Annotated in this window: 22 protein-coding genes; 10 read left to right on the forward strand and 12 right to left on the reverse strand. The window is 67.1% G+C overall.

The window, feature by feature from the left end; genetic code table 11:
* Positions 1–3: 3 nt before the first annotated feature.
* From urtB to ureE, 5 genes are all read right to left on the reverse strand, one after another.
* The gene (gene urtB, locus H8F27_RS06865; protein WP_197152510.1) at positions 4–1161 is read right to left on the reverse strand and encodes an urea ABC transporter permease subunit UrtB; all 1158 of its coding nucleotides are present in this window, start codon (positions 1159–1161) and stop codon (positions 4–6) included.
* 89 nt (positions 1162–1250) lie between these two features.
* Entirely contained in the window at positions 1251–2543 is a 1293-nt protein-coding gene (urtA, locus tag H8F27_RS06870) for an urea ABC transporter substrate-binding protein (protein ID WP_197153413.1), read from the reverse strand.
* A 119-nt stretch (positions 2544–2662) separates the two neighbouring features.
* The gene (gene ureG / locus H8F27_RS06875; RefSeq protein ID WP_197152512.1) at positions 2663–3259 is read right to left on the reverse strand and encodes an urease accessory protein UreG; all 597 of its coding nucleotides are present in this window, start codon (positions 3257–3259) and stop codon (positions 2663–2665) included.
* A gap of 9 nt (positions 3260–3268) precedes the next feature.
* Complete coding sequence (locus H8F27_RS06880; RefSeq protein ID WP_197152513.1) at positions 3269–3910, reverse strand: urease accessory protein UreF; 642 nt, start codon at positions 3908–3910, stop codon at positions 3269–3271.
* The gene (ureE, locus tag H8F27_RS06885) at positions 3900–4391 is read right to left on the reverse strand and encodes an urease accessory protein UreE (protein ID WP_197152515.1); all 492 of its coding nucleotides are present in this window, start codon (positions 4389–4391) and stop codon (positions 3900–3902) included. Before ureE ends, H8F27_RS06880 begins: the two co-directional genes overlap by 11 nt.
* A gap of 36 nt (positions 4392–4427) precedes the next feature.
* Between ureE and H8F27_RS06890 the strand changes: the two genes are divergently transcribed.
* The 8 genes from H8F27_RS06890 (at position 4428) to H8F27_RS06925 (ending at position 13197) form a co-directional block, all read left to right on the forward strand.
* Positions 4428–5354, forward strand: a complete 927-nt coding sequence (locus tag H8F27_RS06890; protein ID WP_370594475.1) for an urease accessory protein UreD — start codon at positions 4428–4430, stop codon at positions 5352–5354.
* Positions 5355–5391: 37 nt separating this feature from the next.
* Positions 5392–5694: an urease subunit gamma gene (locus H8F27_RS06895; RefSeq protein ID WP_197152517.1), complete on the forward strand. Its 303-nt coding sequence runs from the start codon at positions 5392–5394 to the stop codon at positions 5692–5694.
* A gap of 26 nt (positions 5695–5720) precedes the next feature.
* On the forward strand, positions 5721–6038 hold the full coding sequence (locus H8F27_RS06900) for an urease subunit beta (RefSeq protein WP_197152525.1): 318 nt from the start codon (positions 5721–5723) through the stop codon (positions 6036–6038).
* A gap of 12 nt (positions 6039–6050) precedes the next feature.
* Positions 6051–7775 (forward strand): urease subunit alpha, encoded by a 1725-nt coding sequence (gene ureC, locus H8F27_RS06905; protein ID WP_197152527.1) that lies wholly within the window; start codon positions 6051–6053, stop codon positions 7773–7775.
* A gap of 77 nt (positions 7776–7852) precedes the next feature.
* Positions 7853–9292, forward strand: a complete 1440-nt coding sequence (locus H8F27_RS06910; RefSeq protein ID WP_197152528.1) for a circularly permuted type 2 ATP-grasp protein — start codon at positions 7853–7855, stop codon at positions 9290–9292.
* A complete protein-coding gene (locus H8F27_RS06915) occupies positions 9286–10245 on the forward strand; it encodes an alpha-E domain-containing protein (RefSeq protein ID WP_197152530.1) in 960 nt (319 codons plus the stop codon). The genes H8F27_RS06910 and H8F27_RS06915 overlap by 7 nt, the downstream gene beginning before the upstream one ends.
* Positions 10230–11150, forward strand: a complete 921-nt coding sequence (locus tag H8F27_RS06920; RefSeq protein ID WP_197152532.1) for a transglutaminase family protein — start codon at positions 10230–10232, stop codon at positions 11148–11150. The genes H8F27_RS06915 and H8F27_RS06920 overlap by 16 nt, the downstream gene beginning before the upstream one ends.
* Before the next feature lie 13 nt (positions 11151–11163).
* Positions 11164–13197, forward strand: coding sequence for a transglutaminase family protein (locus tag H8F27_RS06925; RefSeq protein ID WP_231596570.1), 2034 nt, complete (start codon positions 11164–11166; stop codon positions 13195–13197).
* Between the two features lie 2 nt (positions 13198–13199).
* On the opposite strand, the gene H8F27_RS06930 is transcribed toward H8F27_RS06925, so the two are convergent.
* From H8F27_RS06930 to H8F27_RS06955, 6 genes are all read right to left on the reverse strand, one after another.
* On the reverse strand, positions 13200–13676 hold the full coding sequence (locus H8F27_RS06930) for a redox protein (RefSeq protein WP_197152535.1): 477 nt from the start codon (positions 13674–13676) through the stop codon (positions 13200–13202).
* Positions 13677–13849: 173 nt separating this feature from the next.
* Positions 13850–14656, reverse strand: coding sequence for a uroporphyrinogen-III C-methyltransferase (cobA, locus tag H8F27_RS06935; protein ID WP_197152537.1), 807 nt, complete (start codon positions 14654–14656; stop codon positions 13850–13852).
* Positions 14653–15954: a CbiX/SirB N-terminal domain-containing protein gene (locus H8F27_RS06940; protein WP_197152538.1), complete on the reverse strand. Its 1302-nt coding sequence runs from the start codon at positions 15952–15954 to the stop codon at positions 14653–14655. The genes cobA and H8F27_RS06940 overlap by 4 nt, the downstream gene beginning before the upstream one ends.
* Before the next feature lie 115 nt (positions 15955–16069).
* Positions 16070–17626, reverse strand: a complete 1557-nt coding sequence (locus H8F27_RS06945; RefSeq protein ID WP_197152539.1) for a ferredoxin--nitrite reductase — start codon at positions 17624–17626, stop codon at positions 16070–16072.
* A 280-nt stretch (positions 17627–17906) separates the two neighbouring features.
* Positions 17907–18113, reverse strand: coding sequence for a hypothetical protein (locus H8F27_RS06950; protein ID WP_197152540.1), 207 nt, complete (start codon positions 18111–18113; stop codon positions 17907–17909).
* A gap of 50 nt (positions 18114–18163) precedes the next feature.
* Complete coding sequence (locus H8F27_RS06955; protein WP_197152541.1) at positions 18164–18313, reverse strand: hypothetical protein; 150 nt, start codon at positions 18311–18313, stop codon at positions 18164–18166.
* Positions 18314–18560: 247 nt separating this feature from the next.
* Between H8F27_RS06955 and H8F27_RS06960 the strand changes: the two genes are divergently transcribed.
* Both H8F27_RS06960 and H8F27_RS06965 read left to right on the forward strand, forming a co-directional pair.
* Positions 18561–19679 (forward strand): anthranilate phosphoribosyltransferase family protein, encoded by a 1119-nt coding sequence (locus H8F27_RS06960; RefSeq protein ID WP_197152542.1) that lies wholly within the window; start codon positions 18561–18563, stop codon positions 19677–19679.
* Positions 19669–20157 (forward strand): nitrate reductase associated protein, encoded by a 489-nt coding sequence (locus tag H8F27_RS06965; protein ID WP_197152543.1) that lies wholly within the window; start codon positions 19669–19671, stop codon positions 20155–20157. Before H8F27_RS06960 ends, H8F27_RS06965 begins: the two co-directional genes overlap by 11 nt.
* On the opposite strand, the gene H8F27_RS06970 is transcribed toward H8F27_RS06965, so the two are convergent.
* Entirely contained in the window at positions 20100–22307 is a 2208-nt protein-coding gene (locus H8F27_RS06970; RefSeq protein ID WP_197152544.1) for a molybdopterin oxidoreductase family protein, read from the reverse strand. The genes H8F27_RS06965 and H8F27_RS06970 overlap by 58 nt on opposite strands.
* Between the last annotated feature and the right edge of the window lie 30 nt (positions 22308–22337).

Here is a 22337-nt window from a genome sequence, read left to right on the forward strand (position 1 = left end):
GCCTCAGGCCTCCACCATGCGTCCCTTTTGCGGGAACAGGCCTGCAGGCCTGAACTGCAGGAAGACGACGATCAGCACGAACACCAGCACCTTTGCCATCGATGTGGTGGCAAAAAAGGTGATCGTCTCGTTCAGGCCGGCGGGCATCGTCGGCCAAAGCAACAGGAGGGAACCAGAGCCGAGCACATAGCTCAAGATGCCGATGCCGAGGGCCGCCACCACGGTGCCGAGCAGCTTGCCGACCCCACCGAGTACCACGACCATGAAGCAATCAACGATGTAATTACCGCCAAGGTTTGGGCCCACCGAACCCAGCAGGGTGACGGCAACACCGGCCACCCCGGCCAGCCCCGAGCCAACCAGAAAGGTGAGGGCGTCGACCTTTTGGGTGGGGATGCCAAGGCAACTGCTCATCGGCCTGTTCTGGGTGACGGCCCGAATGCGGATACCCCAAACACTCTTCTGCAGGAACCAGTTCACCGCCACAAGGGCAATTGCCGTCAGCGCGATGATGAACAGACGGCCGGTGGGCATTGTCACCCCCGCCAAATCGATCGAACCACGCAGCCACTGAGGCGCCGTGACATCAATGTTGCGAGCACTGAACCAAGGCTGATCCAGGGCTCTCACGCTGCCAAGGGCCGAAGCCAGCCCAATACCCAGAACGCCGGCCAACACCCAGCCGCCAACGCCAAGCAGCGGCGCCCAACGCCTCTGCCACCAGATCTGGGGGGTGAGACGCGGCGCGAACATCCCCAGCAACACCGCCAGCAGCAAGCCGAGAAAGAAGGCCGTGGAAACTGAACGCACGAACTGCTGCAGGATCAGGCTGACGCCCCAGGTGGCCAGCAAGGTTTCCAGGGGACGGCCGTAGAGGCGCCTAATCACCGTCTTCTCGAGAAGCAGCCCGGCCAAGCCACTAACCAGGAAGGCGATCGGTATCGCAATCAGTAAATAGATGGGGAAGAGGCCGGAAAGGGGGCCGTTCTTGAGCAGGTTCTGCACCACGAAGGTGGTGTAGGCGCCGAGCATCATCAACTCCCCATGGGCCATGTTGATGACACCCATCAGGCCGAAGACCACAGCGAGGCCAAGCGCCGCCAGCATCAGCACCGAGCCGATCGCCAGCCCGTTGAAGAGCGTGTCGTAAAGAGCTGTCATGGAGTCCCGAAGGGGACAAAGGAACAAAAATAAAAAAGGGGAAGAAGACTAAATGTCTCCCCCCCCTGCAGCTAATCAAAGTGGGCTGATCACATCTTGAACTTGCCAGCGTCAGGACGATCCTGCGTCCAATCGCAGGTGTAGCCCTTGGTTTCGGGAACGAACTGGTTCCAGGCAATCGGCTTGAGCACACCCTTATCTTCGATGATCTTGAACATGCCGTCCTTTTGGACCTCACCAATCATCACCAGCTCGGTGGTGTGATGGTTGGGCTGCACCTCGATCTTGCCCTGGGGGGCATCGAAAGTAACCCCGATTAGCGATTTGCGCACGGCGCTGTTGTCAACGCTATTGGCCTTCTCCGCTCCAGCGGCCCAGAGATAGATCATGTTGTAGGCAGATTCAGCCGGGTCGTTGGTGACTCGGTTTTCGCCATATTTGGCCTTGAAGTTCTTGGTGAACTCCTTGGAAGCTGGTGTATCCAGGCTCTGGAAGAAATTCCAGGCCGCATAGGTGCCTTCCAGGTACTCAGGGCCGATTGCCGCAACCTCCTCCTCAGCAATTGAGAAGCTCATGATCGCGTAGCCGTTGGCAGGGGTGATGCCAGCAGCCTTCATCTGCTTGAAGAAGGCAACGTTGCTATCGCCATTAAGGGTGTTGACGATCACGCCACCCTTGGGCAGGGCCTGCTTGATCTTGGCAATGATCGGAGCCACCTCAGTGTTGCCAAGTGGCAGGTAGTCCTCACCCACCAGGTTGCCGCCCTCAACCTTGAGCTGCTCCTTCATGATCGTGTTCGCGGTGCGCGGATACACGTAGTCGGAGCCCACTAGGAAGAAGTCCTTGCCCTTGTTCTTCAGCAGCCAGGAGACCGCGGGTTCCGCCTGCTGATTGGGGGTAGCACCGCTGTAGAAAATGTTCTTGGAGCACTCCTGACCTTCGTATTGGATCGGATAGAAGAGGAAGTGATCCTTGGCTTCAAACACCGGCAGCATCGCCTTGCGGCTAGCTGAGGTCCAGCCACCAAACACCACAGCCACCTGATCCTGATCGATCAGTTTTTTGGCTTTCTCAGCGAAGGTGGGCCAGTCAGAGGCACCATCTTCTTCGACGGGAACAATCTTCAGCTTTTTGCCCTCGATGGTGATCCCGCCCTTGGCGTTGATCTCCTCGATCGCCATCAACTCGGCTTCAGCCACCGTGTTTTCGGAGATGGCCATGGTGCCTGAGCGGGAATGCAAAATCCCCACCTTCACTTCACCATCAAAATCGCCAGAGGCTTTTTCGCCGCCGCCGCAGGCCACGAGCGAAAGGCTGGCTGCCATCGCCGTAGCGCCAGCGACGTAACGCATGGTGGTTTTGCGCATCAGGGAAGACTTCATAAAAACTCCTACGGGAAACCGCTGAATGTTCCGCTTCTGCTCAGCGGTTGTAGGAAGGTATCCAGTAGTCCCATTTTGGCTTTGTAGCGGTTGCAACGGTTCCACTAAAAGCAAGCCAATTAGGGCAGCTGGGCCCACAAAAACTGCTCCACCGCCTCCAGCCCTTCGCCGCTGCGGATGTTGGTGAAGCACCAGGGGCGCCCAGGGCGCATGCGCTCGGTATCCGCTGCCATCACCTCAAGGATGGCCCCCACCATCGGGGCCAGATCGATCTTGTTGATCACCAGCAGGTCGGAGCGGGTGATCCCCGGACCGCCCTTGCGGGGGATCTTGTCGCCAGCGGCGACATCGATCACGTAGATGCAGAGATCCACCAGTTCCGGGCTGAAGCTGGCAGCCAGGTTGTCGCCGCCGCTCTCCACCAGCACCAGATCCAGATCGGGAAAGGCCGCCTCCAGCTCGGCCACCGCAGCTCGGTTGATCGAACAGTCCTCACGGATGGCGGTGTGGGGGCAGCCACCGGTTTCGACGCCGCGGATGCGTTCGGGCTCTAGGGCCCCAACTCGGGTGAGGAACTGGGCGTCTTCCTGGGTGTAGATGTCGTTGGTGACAACCGCCAGCTGCAGGCGATCGCGCAGCCGCCGGCACAGGGCCTCCACCAGGGCCGTTTTGCCCGAGCCCACCGGCCCAGCTACGCCCACCCGCAGCTTGCTCATCCGATCCGCTCAGCTGCGAAACAGCCTGGAGTACAGCTCGGCGTGGCGCAACTGGGCCAGACCCGCACCCACACCACCGCTCCAGAGCTGATCTGGATCGGCAGCCGCCAGTTCCAGGGCCCGCTCGGCAATCAAAGGCGCCAGGCCCAGCTGTAGGCGCTGGGCCTCGGTGGGTCCTAGGGGCACCAGCCGCAAGGCCGCACTGAGCTGGTTTGCCACCCAGCCATACAAGTAGGCCTCCACCAGCTCGGTGGCAGCAACCTCCAGGGCGCGGCCCGCCAGGGCAAAGGCTGCTGGCCAGGCCAGGTTCAAGGCGGGCGGATTGAAGCCCAGATCGGCCAGCAGCCCCAGCAGCGACGCCCCCATCTGACGCTGCTGGGCGCGCACCTCGGCCGCCTCCCGCAGGGCCAGCAACCAGCTGTCGCGCTCGCGCAATTCGGCCACCTCAGCCAGCAGCAAGCCCGGCAGGCTCGCCGCCTCCAGCGCCAGGGTGCCGCGCTGCAGCTCGGCCTCCAACCAGCGCCTCACCCCAGCCCCATCCAGCAAAAGCCCGCGCTGCACCAGCACCTCCACACCCTCCGAATAACTGAAGGCCCCCACCGGCAGCGCCGGGCTGATCAGTTGAAACAAGCGCAGCCGGCTAGTGGTCATGGCTTTGGCTGTGGCCGTGGGCGGAGCCGTAGGCACCGGACTCGGGCTGAAAGGGGGCCTGCAGCTGGCCCACCTGCAGACCGCGATGCTCCAGCAGGTGGGCCAGCACAGAATCGGCGAGCAGGCGCAGTTCACCAGCCCTGATCTCCATCGCCACATGGCGATTGCCGAGGTGATAGGCGGCCTGGAGCAGGGCCAGGGGATCGGCGCTGCGCACCTGCATCAGCTCCTCCAGCGCCGCCCGCACCTGCACCAGCGGTTCGGCAGCCGTGGCGGCCAGCCACTCACCGGGCTGCAGGGCTGCCCCCCGGGGCAGCTGCAGCAGCACCTGCCTGCCACAGGCAGTGCAACGCAAACCCCGCAGCTGGGTGCGCTCCGCCGCCGAAAGGGCCAGCACCAAGCCAGGAACGGCCCCCGGGCTGGCGGCCAGCCCGCGCTCACGCAGCACCAACGGCCGGTCAGCAGGCTCAGAGCTGGCCATCGCCGGGTGCACCATGGTCTTTAAACAGCATGCCTGGTGAATCATCCCAACACCATTGCGGCAGGCCGCTGGCACGGCGCCGCTGAGCTGGAGTTCACGGCCCGGCAGGGCAGTCCGGGGGAGCCGACTGCAACTGTGCACCAGGGCTGGGCCACCTCCCCCCTGAAATTGCAACGGGCCTACCCCCAGGCAGACGGCCGCTGCGAATTGCCCCTCCTGCACACCGCCGGCGGCCTGGTGGGGGGCGACCAACTCACGCTGCGGGCCCACCTCGCCCCAGGCAGCCAGGCCCTGATCACCAGCGTGGCGGCCCAGAAGGTTTACGGCACGGTGGGGCGCTCCCGTTTGGTGCCGCAGGGCCAGTGGGCCCGGCAGAGCCTGCACTTCAGCCTTGAAGCCGGCAGCGACCTGGAATGGCTGCCCCAGGAGTTGGTGCTGTTTGCCGGCGGACTGCTGGAGCAGAACCTCACGGTGGAGCTAGCAGCGGGGGCCAGCTGGCTGGGCATGGACGTCGTGCGGCTGGGCCGCAGCGCCGCCGGCGAAACCCTGGGCCAGGGGTGCTGGCGTTCACGGCTGCAGATTTGCCGCCGCGGCCCCGAAGGCCGCCGCTGGGAGCTGGTGGATCCCCTGGAAATCAGCGGCGCCCAACTCGCAGCAGAACACGGCATGGCCGGCCAACCGGTGCTGGGATCGCTGGTGTGGGCAGCGCCGCAGCCCCTGGGGGCCGCTGCCCTGGCCCAGCTGCTGGCCGACTGCCGCAGCGACCGCCAGGGCCTGGAGGGCGAGATGGCCTGCGGCGCCCTAGACCAAGGCCTAATCGCCCGCTACCGCGGCCCGTCCAGTCAGGCGGCCCGGTTTTGGTTCACCAGGCTATGGGCCCGGATCCGGGCCGCACGGGGCCTCTGCGCCCCGGAATTGCCCCGGGTATGGCCCTTCCAGGAACAGCCCTTGGGTTCAGGCTGAACGGGTCAAGGCGCCCTAAAGCTGCCAAAGTTGGGCCATGCACCTAACCCCCCAGGAAAAGGACAAGCTGCTGATTGTCACCGCCGCCCTGCTGGCAGAGAGGCGGCTCAACCGCGGCCTGCGGCTCAACCACCCTGAGGCGGTGGCCTGGCTCAGCTTTCAAGTGATCGAGGGCGCCCGCGACGGCAAGACCGTTGCCGCCCTGATGGCCGAGGGCAGCACCTGGCTGAGCTGTGAACAGGTGATGGAGGGGGTGGCGGAGCTGGTGAGCGAAGTACAGATCGAGGCGATGTTTCCCGACGGCACCAAGCTTGTGACCCTGCACAACCCGATCCGCTGATCGCTGCCCCCCAACCCCGATCCGCCATGCCCCCCCTGATCCCTGGTGAACTGCTGCCCGAACCCGGCGAGATCGTGCTCAACGCCGGCCGGCCCGTGACAACGCTGCTGGTGGCCAACACGGGCGATCGGCCCGTGCAGGTGGGCTCCCACTTCCACTTCTTTGAGGCCAACAGCGCCCTGGAGTTCGACCGCGACGCGGCCCGCGGCCTGCGGCTCGACATTCCCGCCGGCACGGCTATTCGCTTCGAGCCCGGCGACAGCCGCGAGGTACAGCTGGTGCCCTTCGCCGGCGAGCGCCGCATCTTCGGCTTCAACGGCTTGGTCAACGGCCCGCTCGATTAACCCTTTTTTTACATGCCATACCGCATCTCCCGCCGCGCCTACGCCGAGACCTACGGCCCCACCACCGGCGATCGGCTGCGCCTGGCCGACACCGAACTATTTCTGGAGGTGGAAAAGGATTTCACCGTCTACGGCGATGAGGTGAAATTTGGCGGCGGCAAGGTGATCCGCGACGGCATGGGCCAGGGCCAGACCTCCCGCGCTGAAGGCGCCGTGGACACAGTTGTAACCAACGCCCTGATCCTGGATTGGTGGGGGATCGTCAAGGCCGACATCGGCCTGCGCGACGGCCGCATCTGCGCCATCGGCAAGGCCGGCAACCCCGACACCCAAGCGGGCGTGACGATCGTGGTGGGCCCGGGCACCGAAGCGATCGCCGGCGAGGGCCACATCCTCACCGCCGGTTCAATCGACACCCACATCCACTTCATCTGCCCCCAGCAGATTGAAACGGCCCTGGCCAGCGGTGTAACAACCCTGCTGGGGGGCGGCACCGGCCCGGCCACCGGGACCAACGCCACCACCTGCACCCCGGGCGCCTTTCACCTGGCCCGCATGTTGCAGGCCGCCGAGGGGCTGCCGGTGAACCTCGGCTTCTACGGCAAGGGCAATGCCTCCAGCCCCGAGGCCCTCAAAGAGCAGGTGCGCGCCGGCGCCTGCGGCCTCAAGCTCCACGAAGACTGGGGCACCACCCCAGCCGCGATCGACTGCTGCCTCACGGTGGCCGACCGCTTTGACGTGCAGGTGTGCATCCACTCCGACACCCTCAACGAGGCGGGCTTTGTGGAAGACACGATCCGCGCCATCGGCGGCCGCACGATCCACACCTTCCACACCGAGGGAGCCGGCGGCGGCCACGCCCCCGACATCATCAAAATCTGCGGCGAGGCCAACGTGCTGCCCAGCAGCACCAACCCCACCCGCCCTTACACCCGCAACACGCTCGAGGAGCACCTCGACATGCTGATGGTGTGCCACCACCTGGATCCACGCATCCCGGAGGACGTGGCCTTCGCCGAATCGCGCATCCGCCGCGAAACGATTGCCGCCGAAGACATCCTCCACGACCTGGGCGCCTTCTCGATCATTGCCAGCGACTCCCAGGCCATGGGCCGGGTGGGCGAGGTGATCACCCGCACCTTCCAGACCGCCCACAAGATGAAGTTGCAGCGCGGCGCCCTGCCCGAAGACTCCGCCTCCAGTGGAGGCCGCAACGACAACACCCGCTTGAAGCGCTACATAGCCAAAACCACGATCAACCCGGCCATCGCCCACGGGCTCGATTCCCAGATCGGTTCGGTGGAGGTGGGCAAGCTGGCCGATCTGGTGCTGTGGAAGCCGGGCTTTTTCGGCGTGAAGCCGGAGCTGGTGATCAAAGGCGGCTCGATCGTGTGGGCCCAGATGGGGGATGCCAACGCCTCGATCCCCACCCCCGGGCCGGTGCACGGCCGGCCGATGTTTGCCGCCTTTGGAGCCGCCCTGGCCCCTAGCTGCCTCACCTTCATGAGCCAGGCAGCCCTCGATGCCGACCTCCCCCGCCAGCTGGGCCTGAAACGCCCCTGCGTGCCCGTGACCAACACCCGCGGCAACATCGGCAAGGCCTCAATGAAAAACAACACGGCCCTGCCGAAGGTTGAGGTAGACCCCCAGACCTATGAGGTGTTTGCCGATGGGGTGCTGCTCAGCTGCGAACCAGCCGAGGTGCTGCCGATGGCCCAGCGCTACTTTTTGCTGTAGCCGGGCTTCCGTATCAATACACACCGGCGATAACCCCGCCGGCTGGACATGATCCCGCCACGTCGAGGGGGTGATCCATGTTCACGGAATACAAACCCAACAAGGGCTACGACGAATATTTCAGCGCCGCCGACCAGCCCCGCAGCGCCCTGAGGCCCCTGGTCTCCTCCCTGGGTCAGCTGGGCCTCGACGAACTCAACCGCAACCATGCCGCCGCCGGAGTGCTCCTGCGGAGGCTGGGGGCCACCTTTCGCCTCAACGATTCCGGCAGCCAGGGGGGGGAGCGGATCCTGCCCTTTGATCCCCTGCCCCGGCTGATCAGCAACGACGACTGGCAGCGGCTGGAGGAGGGCCTGCTGCAGCGCCTGGAGGCGATAGACCTCTTTCTGGCCGACGTCTATGGCCCCCAGCAAATCCTGCGCGATGGCCTGATCCCCAGGGAAGACGTGGAGAGCTCCCAGGGCTGGCGGCCCCAGCTGCAGGGCTTCAAGCCGCCCCTGGGCCGCTGGTGCCACATCTCCGGCCTGGATCTGGTGCGCGACGGCCAGGGAGCCTGGCGGGTGCTGGAGGACAACCTGCGCTGCCCCTCCGGCGTGGCCTACTTCCTGGAAAATCGCCGCGTGATGAAGCGGATGTTCCCGAGCCTGTTCTCAGGACGCACGGTGCAACCGATCGACGATTACCCCTCCCGCCTGCTGCAGACCCTGCGGGAGCTGGCCCACTGGACCGATACCCCCAAGGTGGTGCTGCTCACCCCGGGGGTTTTCAACAGCGCTTACTTCGAGCACAGCTACCTGGCCCAGCAGATGGGCATCCAGCTGGTCGAGGGTCGCGACCTGATCTGCCAGGACGAGCGGGTGTGGATGCGCAGCACGGCTGGCCTGGAGCCCGTGGATGTGATCTACCGGCGCATCGATGACGACTTCCTCGATCCGGCAGTATTCCGCAGCGATTCAATGCTGGGGGTGCGGGGCCTGATGGCGGCCTACCGGGCCGGTCGGGTGGCGATCGCCAATGCCCCCGGCACCGGCGTCGCCGACGACAAGCTGATCTATGCCTACGTGCCGGAGATGATTCGCTACTACCTAAGCGAGGAGCCGATCATCGAAAATGTGCCCACCTACCTCTGCTCCCGCCAGGAAGACCGGGCCTATGTGCTGGCCCACCTGGGCGAGTTGGTGGTCAAGGCGGTGGCTGAGGCCGGCGGTTACGGCATGCTGATCGGCCCCCATGCCAGCCCGGAGGAGATCGCCGAATTCGATGCCAAAATCCAGGCTGATCCGCGCAATTACATCGCCCAGCCCACCCTGGAGCTCTCCACCGTGCCGTCGTTGAGCGAGGGTGAACTGTTCCCCTGCCACGTTGACCTGCGGCCCTACGTGCTGCGCGGCCGGGGCGCCTGGGTCAGCCCCGGTGGCCTCACCCGGGTGGCCCTGCGCCGGGGATCCCTGGTGGTGAACTCCTCCCAAGGGGGAGGCTGCAAGGACACCTGGATCGTGGCCGAGCAACCATGCTGAGCCGCGTCGCCGATTCGCTGTACTGGATCAACCGCTATGTAGAGCGGGCTGAGAACATCTCCCGCTTCGTCGAGGTGAGTGAGGCCATGGCCCTCGACTGCCCTCCCGGCAGCGCCGAGCCCTGGCTGCCCCTGATCGATGCCAGTGGCGATCGGGAGTTGTTTGATCGGCTCTATCCGGCCGGCGGGCCCGAGCAGGTGGTGGAGTTTCTGGTGCGGGCAGAAGCCAACCCCCACAGCGTGGCCAACTGCATCGCCATCGCCCGGGAAAACGCACGCCAGATCCGCGACGTGATCACCACCGAGATGTGGGAGCAGCTCAACGACATCTACTGGACCCTGCTTGACAGCGAAGGCTTCTGGAAACAGCAGCCCCAGGAGCAGTTGCGGGACATCCGTCGGGCCTGCCAGCTCTTCTATGGCATCACCGATGCCACCCTCAGCCGTGACCTCTCCTGGCACTTCAGCCGGCTGGGCCGACTGCTGGAGAGGGCCGACAAGACCACCCGCATCCTCGATGTCAAATACTTTCTGCTGTTGCCCTCCCCGGATGAGGTCGGCGGTGTGCTGGATGAACTGCAGTGGATCTCGCTGCTGCGCAGTGCCGGGGCCTATCAGATGTTCCGCCAGTCCCAGCAGCAGGCGATCGAACCGAAAGCCGTGGCCGCCTTTCTCCTACTGGATCCGATCTTTCCCCGGTCGGTGCGCTACTGCCTGGAGCGCATCAACGAAACCCTGCGCATCGTGCGGGGCCAGGCCGTGCCAGGTGCCCCCGATGAGCTCGAATGCCTCAGCGGTCTCACCCTGGCCCGCTGGAGCTACACGAGCATCGACGAGCTGATCGCCGGGGGATTGCACGAGTCGATCGACGATCTGCAAAGCGATCTCAACCGGCTCCATGATCTGGTCGAGCAGCGCTACTTCATCGCCGACTCCGCATGCGTGCCCGCGTAATCCACACCTTCACCTACAGCTACAGCGCACCCGTGCTGCTTGGCCCCCACCGCTTCTGCCTCAAACCCAGGGGCCAGGGTTTCCAGCGCCTGCTGGATTTCCAGCTGACGATCAGCCCCCAGCCCGGACGCCAGTACCCCCTGGTGGCCGCCAGCGGCGATGAAATCATCCGGGCCCGCTTCAACGGACCCTGCGAAGCCTTCAGTGTGCGGGCCAGCAGCCTGGTGGAAACCGAAACGCCCCCCCTGCTGCAGGCCTGCCTGGAGGGCAACGAACCCCTGCTGCCCTACCCCGTGGGCCACCTCAACGGGGATCTGGCCGGCAGCCTGGAGGGCTGGCTGCCCAATGGACAGCACGATCCAGCCGCGGTGGACGTGGCCCAGGAGGCGCTGATGGGCAGCGATCAGCGGGCCCTGATGTTCCTGCAGCAGCTGGTGGAGATCATCCAGGACCGGGTCAAGTACACCCAGAGGCACGTGGGTCCGGCCTGGCCCGCCGGCCGGACCCTCAAGGAGCGGGTGGGCTCCTGCCGCGACCTGGCGATGCTGATGGTCGAGGCTTGCCGCTGCGTCGGCCTGCCGGCCCGTTTTGTCAGCGGTTACCACCTGGTGGAACCGAAACCTGAGATTTACGACCTGCATGCCTGGGCCGAGGTCTACCTCCCCGGTGCCGGCTGGCGGGGCTTTGACCCGAGCGGCAGCGGCATCATCGACGACCGCTACATCCCCCTGGCCACCTCCTCCAAGCCGGAGCTGACGGCGGCGGTCACCGGCAGCTTCTCCGGCCCCAACGGCGTGGAGAGCAAAATGAGCTGGAGCATCGAGGCTGAAATCCAGGAGTCGGCAATCCAAGAGTCGACAATTCATGAGTCGTCCGGGGCCCCTGAGGTTCCCCATCCCCTCTGAGCCCGAGCCAGCCGTGTCTGAAGCGATCCCAGTCCCTGCTGAGGCCATCCCAGGTCCTGCTGAGGTGATCGAACAACGCCTGCGCCAGGCCGGCGTGCAGCTCACCATGGGAGGGGAGCCAACCTTGGTGCCCCTAGAACCGGATGGGGCGGAGTGGAACGTGGCCGCCGATGGCCCCACCAAGCTCGGCTATGCCAGGGCCCTGGCCAAGGAGCTGCAACGTCGGGCCTGGCCCGACAGCACCCTGCTCTACTGCCCCGGCAAGCGCTACGACGGCGAAGTCAATCCCCGCTGGGCCCTACGGCTGATCCGCGGCGGCGACGGCGACCCCCTGGCGCTCTGGCCTAGCCCGAACCCAGCCGCGGTGCCCAGAAAAAGCCAGGCGCTGAAATTTTTGGCGAAACTCGGCAAGGGGCTCGGCTGCCGCCTGCACCCCCTGGCCCTGCGGGACCCCCTCCAGGCCGAGCGGCGGATTTGGGCCATACCGTTGAGCTGCGAGCAGGGCCGCTGGCATTCGCTCAACTGGCCGCTGGCCAAGCCCCTGCGCCAGCTCAGCGCAGCCCAGGGCCCGGCCGGGCTGCGCCTGCCCCTGCAGCACTTCCCTGAGCAGGGCCTGCGCCAGGTGCTCACCTTGGAGCTCGACGGGGAGGGCTGGGGACTGTTTCTGCCACCCCTGGCCCGGGAGCCCCTGGAACAGCTGCTGCAGCTGATCGCCCGGCACAGCAGCGCCTGGCAGCGGCCGGAGCTCAGCGGCGTGCTGCCGGTGGACTGCAGCGGCCACTGGCAGGTGCTGGGCCTGACGGCCGACCCCGGCGTGCTGGAGGTGAACCTGCCGGTGTGCCCCAGCTGGCAGGACTATGCCGACTGGATCCTGCTGCTGGAGCAGGCCGCCGCGGCCGTGGGCCTGCGCTGTTGGCGGGAGCAGGGCGGGCGCCGCGAGGGCACCGGCGGCGGCAACCACCTGCTGCTGGGGGGGCCGAGCCTGGAGACCAACCCCTTCTTTGCCCGACCTGCCTGGCTAGTGGGAATCCTGCGCTACTGGCAGCACCACCCATGCCTGGGTTATCTGTTCAGCGGCCGCAGCGTCGGCCCGGCTTCCCAGGCACCCCGAACCGATGAGGGCTCCGCCAGCCTGCTGGACCTGGAACTGGCCCACCGGGCCCTCGAGCACCTGCCCCCGGGGGACCAGCGGGTGGCGATCGGCGAAACCCTGCGCCACCTGCACGCCGACCGCAGCGGCAACACCCACCGCAGCGAGATCAGCCTCGACAAGTTCTGGAACCCGGCCTGGACCGCCGGCTGCCAGGGACTACTGGAATTTCGGGCCCTGGAGTCCTTGCCTGAACCCGGCTGGACCAACGCCGTCGCCCTGCTCTGGCGCGCCCTGGCCGTGCATCTGCTCGAGCCCGCCCATCGCCCCAGCCAACTGCGTGACTGGGGCCCAGCCCTGCACGACAGGCTCCTACTCCCCAGCCAGCTCTGGAGCGATCTGGAGCAGGTGCTGGCCGAGCTCGCCGCTGCGGGCCTGGCGCTCGATCCCAAACCCTTTGCGGAGATCTGGCAGTGGCGCTTCCCACAGCTGCTGCACTGGCAGGAGGGGGCTGCAGAGCTGACGATCCGCCAGGCCCTCGAACCCTGGCCCCTGCTCTGCGACACGCCGGTGGAGGGGGGCAGCACCAGCCGCTTCGTGGACAGCTCCCTGCGGCGCTTCGAACTGATCACCAGCCCCGACTTCCGCCGCCGCTTCCGGCTGGAACTGCAGGGCAGAGCCGTGCCCCTGCCAGCTCCAGAGGAGCAGGGGCCGCTGGCCGTGCGCTACCGCCAGGAGGCCCTGTTCCCCTGCCTGCATCCCTGCCTGCCGGTGGATGTGCCCCTAGAGCTGGTACTGAGCGATGCCGCCAGCGGCACCAGGCTGCAGGCCTGGCGGCTAGAGCGGGAGGAGCAGGGCTTTGGGCCCATCGCCGACCAGCCCGGGGAGCCCAGGGGTAAGGGGCCAAGCCTGCGCGGCCCAGATCCGGGATCCTGCAGCCTCGATCTGCGCCTCTAGAGCTACCAGCTGACCCCGTGCAACTTGGGCAGGGGCGCCGTTTTGAAGGTGGTGGCAAACAGGCGCGGGATGCGGCGGCTGTTGTAGACGCGGAATTCCCGCTGCACGCTGGCACCCTCCTCGCGCACGGCCTGGTTGAGCACCACTGAGCCATCCGGGTCGGAAACGGAGCGGTGGAAGGTGCCCGGGGGAATGCGCAGGATGTCGCCACCGGTTTCCAGGCGAACTATGTGATAGGGGTAATTCCAGCCGAAATTCACCAGGTAGAAGGTGCGGCCGCCGTGGAGGGCCAGCAGGTTGTCCTCCTGGTGGGGGTGCAGATAAAACTGCCAGGCGCCGGTCTTCTCCTCGTCAGGGGGGCTGATGGCCGGGCCGGCATGGATCACCAGGTCGCGGGCATTCGATGCGGCGACGGTGATGTCAAAAAAGCGCACCGCCGGGGTATCCCGGAACTTCTCGTAGGGGATCAACTCAAACATCGGAGCCGGCTTGGGCATGAACGCAGTCATTAGGTCCGGCACGGGGGCTGGCTTGAGAAGCTTCAGTGAAACGAACAATCCGGCCTAGCAACCGTTTCAACCACTACTGAAACAGCCGAACCACGGGCCAGTTCCGCCAGTGACCCGAAGCCCTGCCCCCTCAGATCTGACCCTCAAAAGGGAATCGGCATCTCCACGGCAGCTGGAGCGGGACTGCAGGCGGCCACCCGCTGGGCCACCACCTGGCCCACCAGCACGATCGAGGGGGAGGCAAACGCCTCTGCTTCAGCCCGGTCGGCCAGTTCGCCCAGGGGGCTGAGCAACAGGCGCTGGCCCACCACCGTGCCCTGCTGGATCACTGCCGCCGGCGTGTCAGCGGCCAGGCCCCCCAACATCAATTCCTCGGCGATGCGGCGCAGGTTGTGCAGGCCCATGTAGATCACCAGGCCGTCGCTGCAGCGGGCCAAGCCACGCCAGTCGACCCCCGGACGCTGCTTGTCGATCTCCTCATGGCCGGTCACAAAGGTGACGCTGGAGCCGGCCCGCCGGTGGGTCACCGGAATGCCGGCGTAGGCGGGCGCCGCAATGCCAGCCGTCACGCCGGGCACCACCTGCACCGGGATGCCCCGGGCCGCCAGATGGGCCGCCTCCTCGCCGCCGCGGCCAAACAGAAAGGGATCGCCGCCCTTGAGCCGCACGATCAAACGGCAGCGGCCGGCCAGCTCGACCAGCACCGCATTGGTACTGGGCTGGGGCACCGAATGGTGGCCGCGGCGCTTGCCCACGAAGCGGCGCTCACAGCCCGCCGGCACCAGATCCAACAGGGCCTTGGGCACCAGGGAGTCGTAGACGAGGGCATCGCACTGCTGAAGCAGGCGATGGGCCTTGAGGGTGAGCAGCTCGGGATCGCCCGGGCCCGCCCCCACCAGATACACAGTGCCTGGCTGGGGGACAGTGCCGGGCTGGGGGGCGGTACTCATGGCAGGGCCTCCAGTTCGGCCAGCAGCAGCTGGTGCAGGAGCGGCCTTTGCAGCAGCGGCGGACCCACCTGATCGGCAAGCTGGTCGGTGAGCCGATTGGCCGCCAGAACCAGGGGCAGCGCCGGGGCGGAGAGGGACAGCTGCAGCTCGGCGAGGTGCTCTGCACTGTATGGAGTGGCCAGACAACGGCAACCGGTGCGCCGTTCCAGGGTGGCCAGATATCGCCCTGCCAGGGGGCCCTCGAGGGGATGGTGCAACAGCAGGGGCACAGCGAAGCCCTGGGAATCCCTGGGGCCCAACCCCGCCAGCTCCACAGCCAGCGCCGCCTGCCAGCGGGGCCAGGCCCCCAGAAAGGGGATGCGCTGCAGTCGCGCAAACCCAGCCCAATGGCGCGCGATCGCCGGCAGGTCGTGGCGCACATGGCCGCCCGGCAGCAGCAGCAAGGGCACCAGGGTGAGCGGCTGATCGCCCAGATCGCCCAGCAGCAGCTCCTGGGGCGCCGGCGGCGCCAAAGCGCTGAGGGCCTGCAGGCGCACGGGCGCCCCGCGGCGGCGCTCCAGTTCGGCAGCCAGGGCCACCAACTCAGCCGGCAGCCCCCCGCCCATGCGGCCATGCACCACCAGCAGCAGAGGCCGGGCGGGGATGGCCGCGAGGCGGCGACCAAGGCGCTCCGCCACCTGGGGATCCAGCTGGCGAAGGCCCAGGGGCACCAGGGCCCGGCGGGCGCCGGGCAGACGGGCCAGCAGATCCACCGCTGTGGCAGCCAGCTGGGTATCCAGACCGGCGGCGAGGGCGCTGAGCACAACCCGCAGCTGGGCCCGGGGCCACACCGACAGGCCCCGGGCCACCCCCTCCAGCGCTGAGCGCCGCAGGTGCCTGGCAATCGGCGCCTGCAACCAGGCCTGCAGCACCGGCCAGGCCTGACGCTGGCGCTGGTGACCCAGCAAGGGAAGCAGGGCCGCCGCCACAGCGGGGGGCAACTCCGCAGCAAGGGCAGCCGGGCCAGCGGCCAGCTGCTCCAGCAACCAGGCAGCACTGGCCCCATCCAGGTGGCGCAGCACCTGGGCGGGTAAGGCGGGATCGGGCTTGGCCTGCTGGCGCCACCAGCGCAGCATTCGCAACTGGGCCGGAGGATCCAGGCGCTCCGCCAGGACGGCCAAAAGATCCTGGTCTGCCCCCAGAACTCCAGCCTCCAGCGCCGCCAGCCAGTCTTCGGCAACCAGCTCAGGCTGGTGGCGCAACCTTTGCAGCCAGGACCAGCGATCCGCGCAGCCCATCGGTGGCAGATCCGCCGGCATTAGTTGGGGCTCAACAGGGGCCAGGGCAATCAGCTCGCGAGGTGTGCTGGGTAGGTAACCACTGGATTCCAGCCCGCTGGTGTTCTTACCACCACCACCCTGATCAGCTGGCTGCCTATTCGCGGCGGCGAGCTCCGAAGCGGTCCACCAGCAGCTGCTCCATCACGTCCGGTAGGTCGCTGAGAGGCACACCCTTGTCATGCAGCTCAGCCAGCCTCGGGTCGGCGTCCATGGAGCCGCCGAGGAAGATCTTCACGGCTTCCACCATCTCGCCGTCCTTGCGGGTCTTGGCTCCCATCAGGCCGATCTGACCCATGTAGGGCTGGCCGCAGGCGTTGGGACAACCGGTCCAGTGGGTGCGCACCCCATGGGGCAGCTCCACCCGCCGCTCCAGCTCCTCCACCAGCTCCTGGGCCGTGCTCTTGGTGGGGATCAGGGCAAAACTGCAGTAGGCGTTGCCGGTGCAGCTCACAGCCTCGGCCTGCAGGTGGCCGGGATCGGGGCGGAAGCGCTGCAGCAGCGGCTCGGCCAACAGCGCCTCCTGGCTGGCTTCCGGCACGTTGACGATCAGGGCGTTCTGGGCCTCGGTGAGCCGCAGTTCACCGCTGCCGTACTGCCGGGCCAGACCGGCCAGGGCCAGCATCCCTTCGGCATCGAGACGGCCCATCGGCACGTGCAGGCCCATCCAGCCGAGCCCCTCCTGGGCCTGGGCATTCCAGCCGAGGCCATCCCGGGGGGCCCGTGTCACCAGGTGCGTGCCGTCGTGGGGCTGGAGCGAGGCCATCGCCTCGCCGCCGGCCAACGCCCCATAGGCCGCCTTGATCGTGTCCCTGTAGGTCTCAAGCCCCAGATCATCGATCAGATACATCAGCCGGCTCTTGTTGCGCAGCTTGCGATTGCCGTTCTGCTCGAAGTGCAACAGCACCGTGAGGGCAAAATCAGGCAGCTGATCAGCCCGCAGCCACAGGCCGAGCGGGATGGCGAGTTCGTTGCGCTGGGCTGAGAAGAAGCCGCCCACCATCACGGTGAAGCCGAGCTCGCCGGCGTGATGGGCGGGCAGGAAGGCGAGGTCGTTGTGGAGCAGGAAGCTGTCGGGAGCACCGCCGACGGCCACGTTGAACTTGCGCGGCAGGTTGCGGGGGCCATCCGGCTGGAACAGCCGCGCCTGAATCGCCTGCACGAGGGGACGCGTGTCGACGATCTCCTCGGGATCGATGCCGGCCAGGGGGTTGCCGGTGATGTTGCGCGGGTTGTCGTGTCCCGACTGGCGACTGGTTAGGCCCACCCGCTCCATGGCCTCCAACAGCGGCGCCATGTCCTCGAACAGCAGGCCCCGCAGCTGCAGGTTCTGGCGGGTGGTGATGTCGGCGCTGCCGTGCTCGCCGCAACGATCCACCGCCTCGGCGAGCAGCACCAGTTGCTCAGCGCTAACCACGCCGTTCGGGAGTCGCAGCCGCAGCATGAAACGGCCGGGGGCGACGGGCCGAAAGAAGATGCCCATCCACTTCAGCCGGATGGTGAGGGTGGCCTCGTCGAGGCTGTCCCAGCCCGCGGCGGCCAGCTCAGCCAGCTGGGGTTGCAGATCGAGGCCGCAGAGATCGGCCTTGGCCTGCTCCACCTTGGTGAGGCCGGAGCTGGGGGCAGGCGCAGCGGGGGTGCTGGAAGAGCTCATGGAAAAGGTACACGGCGCGCTAGTACACGCCCAGACAACGCGGCCGTGAACGTGACCCCATGGCACCACCAAGCTCAGCCCCGGGATCGGGAGGGGATGGAGCCGGTGAACGCCAATGAGGGATGCGTTGTCCGGAATGGGAGGGCAGCGCCATGGCGCTGCGGCTCCCCTTCGAGATGAGCTGGGATCTGCAATCACAGACCTTCACTGATCTTGCAGGCGCGGGGCAGGACCGGGTGTCGTGGTCGTTACGGATCTGTTATCCCTGACCTGGCTGGCTTCAGCGCTCCCCCAGGGCACTCCAGAGGGTGGCGGGATGGGCCACCACCGAGGCGGCTCGCCCGGCGGAAGCGGCAGGCGCCGCGTCGCGTAGCAGACCGGCCAGCAGTTGAACTCCCAGGGACCCCACCACAAACATGCCGACGAAGGCGAGGGCGACGCCGAGGGGGGAGCTGGCGCTACGGGTGGTCTGCAGCGGAGTGGCCATGGCGGAGCTGCCGAAGAACAAACTCCAGTATCGAAGCTGGATGAGGGGATTCAGAAGCGGGCGCCGGCTGGGGGGGCAGGGCTCCAGGCCCCCACCAGAGCTGATCCAGGCGCCTCAACGACGCTGTTGGGCCGCAGCTCAAGGCTCACCAGACCATGCAGGCATCCGAGCAGAAGCCCGCAGCAGGCAGCAAATCGCATCGGCGCACCCAGGTCTCAGGATCGACTGTCTCCAGCCAGGGGGCCATCGGGATGCAGCGGTTGGTACCGAACCGAAGCCGCCTGGTTCCGGCGCCAATCTTCAGGATGTCTTCCGTGTCGGTTGATACTTCTTTTCCGTTCTGGCCTTTGTTCGGTGGGGCGCACGCTGGACGATCACTGGTGACAGCATGGAGTTCTCGACCATGCAGTTCGTGCGGCCCACGCTGCCCCCTCCCCTCAGCCCTAGATGGCGCTCCCTACCGGCACCCTGCCCAACGCCTCGCCTGAGACCGGACTGAACGGCCATGCCCCTGCTGCCGAGCTTCTGTCTGGCCGGGAGCGTTTCAAGCACTATCTGCAGAAGGTGGGCAGTGGCGAGCACACCAGCCGGGGGCTGAGCCGGGAGGAGGCCGGCCATGCGATGGAACTGATGCTGAACGAAGAGGCCACGCCGGCCCAGATCGGCGCCTTTCTGATCGCCCATCGGATCCGTCGGCCCGAGCCCCAGGAATTGGCCGGAATGCTGGATGTCTACCGGCGCCTGGGGCCGAGCCTGCACAGCGCCGAGCCTGCCCTCTGCTTCAGCATGCCCTTTGACGGCCGCACCCGCACGGCCCCCATTTACCCGCTCACCGCCCTGGCCCTGAGTGCGGCCGGGCTGCCCGTGGTACTGCAGGGGGGGGGGCGCATGCCGGTGAAATATGGCGTGCCGGCCATCGAGCTGTTCGCCGCCCTGGGGCTGGAGCTGCAGGGGCTGGACCTGACCACGGTGCAGGCAGGGCTGACGCAGCACCGCCTGGCCCTGGTGCACCAACCGGACCACTTCCCGCTGGCGGAGAGCCTCACGCCGATCCGCGACGACCTGGGCAAGCGCCCCCCCGTGGCCAGCCTCGAATTGCTCTGGACCGCCCATCAGGGCCCCCACCTGCTGGTGAGCGGCTTCGTGCATCCCCCCACCGAAAGCCGGGCCTGGAAGGCCCTGGAACTGGCCGGCGAGGCGATGGCCATCACGGTGAAAGGCCTCGAGGGCAGCACCGACCTGCCGATCAGCCGCGCCTGCATCACGGCCCGGGCCCAGGGAGGTGATGGGGAGCGCCTGATCCTTCACCCGCGCGACCACGGCTGTTACGACCACGATGCCCTCTGGCAGAATCTAGAGACCTGGCGCGAGCAGGCCCTGGCCGCTCTGGGTGGCCAGGGGCCCCTGGCCACCGCCCTGATCTGGAATGCCGGGGCCTATCTCTGGTATGGCGGTGTCTGCCAGGATCTGGCTGCAGGCGTGGCCCGCGCCACAGATCTGGTCCAGAGCGGAGCGCTGCTGGATCAGCTGCGTGCCCTGATCCAGTGGAGACACGATGCTTCCTGAAGGCTCCCATCCTTGCTCCCACTGCTTCGGCTTCGAGCGCGACTTCGTCGGGAACTGGCGCTGCATTCCCCTCTGCCTACGCCGCAAGCTCGATCTCTGCGGTGTGAAACTGCGGCTCAACCACTGGCTGGCCCTCACGGAAAGCCAGCGGGATCAGCTCGTGCTCTGGCGTGACGGCCCCGACGACCTGGCGGCCCTGGCGGCCGAGCTGCGCCAGAGCACGGCGGCCATGGCGGACGGCGGGGTCACCTCCCTGCCCATCCCCCGCGAAGCCCCCTGGCAACACCCTGGAGAGCCCCCCGCTGAGGTGAGCAGCTCAGCCGCAGAGCTGGGCTATGGGCTGGGGCCTGACCAGTGGAATGGTCTCTCGGAGCTGGAGCGGTTTGCTCTCTGCAAGCTGGCCCGCCCCGGCCACGACCATCACAACCTGCCAGCGGCGCTGGTGGAGCTGTTTGCCCCGACCGGGGCCACCTCCTGAACCCTGGCGACGGCCACGGCGGCGGCCTTGAGTTCGGGCTGCCTGGAGATCGGGCAGGCCTGCTCGTGCAGCAGGGCGTTGGCCTCACAGGCCTGCTCCTGCATGAAGCCCCAGTGCATCGGCAGAAACACGGTGCCCGGTCGGATGCGCTCGGTCACCGTCGCCCGGGCCGTGATCGTGCCACGCAGGGAGCGGATCTCGGCCATGGAGCCATCCTCCAGGCCGAGGGGGCCGGCATCCTCGGGGTGAATCTCGAGCAAGGGCTCAGGATGCAGGGCGTTGAGGCGAGGCACCTTGGCGGTGCGCGTCATGGTGTGCCACTGGCCCAAGTAACGGCCCACCGTGAGCACCAGTGGATACCCGTCGCTGGGAGGCTCCGCCAGGCCCATGGGCTGCTCGGCGATGAAGCGGGCCCGACCACTGGCGGTGGGGAAGTGGTGGTCGGTGTACAGGCGCCGGGGCTCTTGGCTGGGAGCTGAGCCGCAGGGGAAGGGCCACTGCTGGGGACCCTCGCTGGCCAGCAGGGCATGGCTGAGACCGGAGTGATCGCAGAGCCGACCGGCGGTGAGGGCGGTCAGCTCGGCGTAGACCTCCGCCGCGGAGCCGTAGCTGAAGGACTCAACGAAGCCCAGCCTGCGGCCCACCTCCGCGAACACCTGCCAGTCGGGGCGGGCCTCGCCGGGGGGCGGCCGAAAGGCCGGACACAGGGTGACCCGCCGCTCTGAATTCACCATCACCCCGGGCTTTTCACTCCACTGGGCCGCAGGCAGCAGCAGGTGGGCGTACTGGGCGGTCTCGGTGTCGGCATAGGCATCACTGAGCACCACCAACGGGCAGCGGCTCACGGCGGCCTTGACCCGCTCCAGGTTCGGCATGCTCACCAGGGGATTGGTGGCGGCCACCCACCAGAGATCAAGGGCACCGGATTCCATCGCCTCCACCTGCCGCCAGGCGTCGAGGCCAGGCGCGGGATCGATCGCGCCGGCCTCGAACCGCCAGGCCGCCTCCACCACGGCCCGGTGGGAGGGATCCACCACCGTGCGATAGCCCGGCAGCAGGTGGGCCAGCCCACCGGCTTCGCGGCCGCCCATGGCATTGGGCTGGCCGGTGAGGGAGAAGGGCCCCGCTCCCACCTTGCCGATCTGGCCGGTGAGCAGGTGCAGGTTGATCAGGCCCGCCACCTTGGCGGTGCCCTCCACGCTCTGGTTGAGGCCCATCGACCAGAGGCTGAGCACGCTGGGGGCCTGGCCCCAGAGCTGGGCCAGCTGCCGCAGGGCCGCCTCAGGGATGCCGCACAGCCGGCTGACCCGCTCGGGGGTCCAGGCCTGCTGGAGTTCGGCATAGGCGGCGAAACCTTCGGTGGACTCCTCGATGAACTCCACGTCGATCGTGAGCGCCTGCACCATCAGATGGGCCAGGCCGTGCATCAGCACCAGGTCGGTGCCGGGGCGAATCGCCAGGTGCAGGTCGGCCGCGTCGCTGGTGGCCGTCTGCCTGGGATCCACCACTACGATCGTGACGCTGCCGGGCTGGCGCCGTTTGCGCTTCAGCAGCCGCTGAAACAGCACCGGATGGCACTCCGCCGTGTTGGTGCCGATCAGGAAGGCCACGGCGCAGTGGTCGAGATCCTCGTAGCAGCAGGGGGGGCCATCGGAGCCGAGGCTGCGGGCATAGCCCGCCACTGCCGAACTCATGCACAGGCGCGAGTTGGCATCGAAGTTGTTGGTGCCGATCGCCCCCTTGAGCAACTTCTGGGCGACGTAGTAGTCCTCGATGTGAAACTGGCCGGAGCCATACATGGCGATCGCACCGGGGCCCTTGCTGGCCAGGGAGCTGCGGATCCTGGCCACGATGCTATCGATGGCCTGATCCCAGCTGATCGGCTGGAAGGGCTCATCCAGGCTGGCGCGAGCCAGCGGCTGGCTGAGCCGTCCGTGGCGCAGGGTGTCGCACACCGTGGCCCCCTTGATGCACACCTGCCCAAGGCTGGAGGGATGGCGCCGATCCCCCCGGGTGCCCCAGAGGGGAAGGCCGTCGGCGTCGCGCCGGGTGGGCTGATTTTTGGCAGCAGGGGGAAGCAACTCCAGGCCACAGCCCACGCCGCAGTAGGGGCACTGGGAGCGCACCGAGCCTGGTGGGGAAGCAGCCATGGAGCTCAGAGAACAGGCGGACAAAAAAGG

Source organism: Synechococcus sp. CBW1108 (assembly GCF_015840335.1).
Taxonomy (GTDB): Bacteria; Cyanobacteriota; Cyanobacteriia; order PCC-6307; family Cyanobiaceae; genus Cyanobium_A.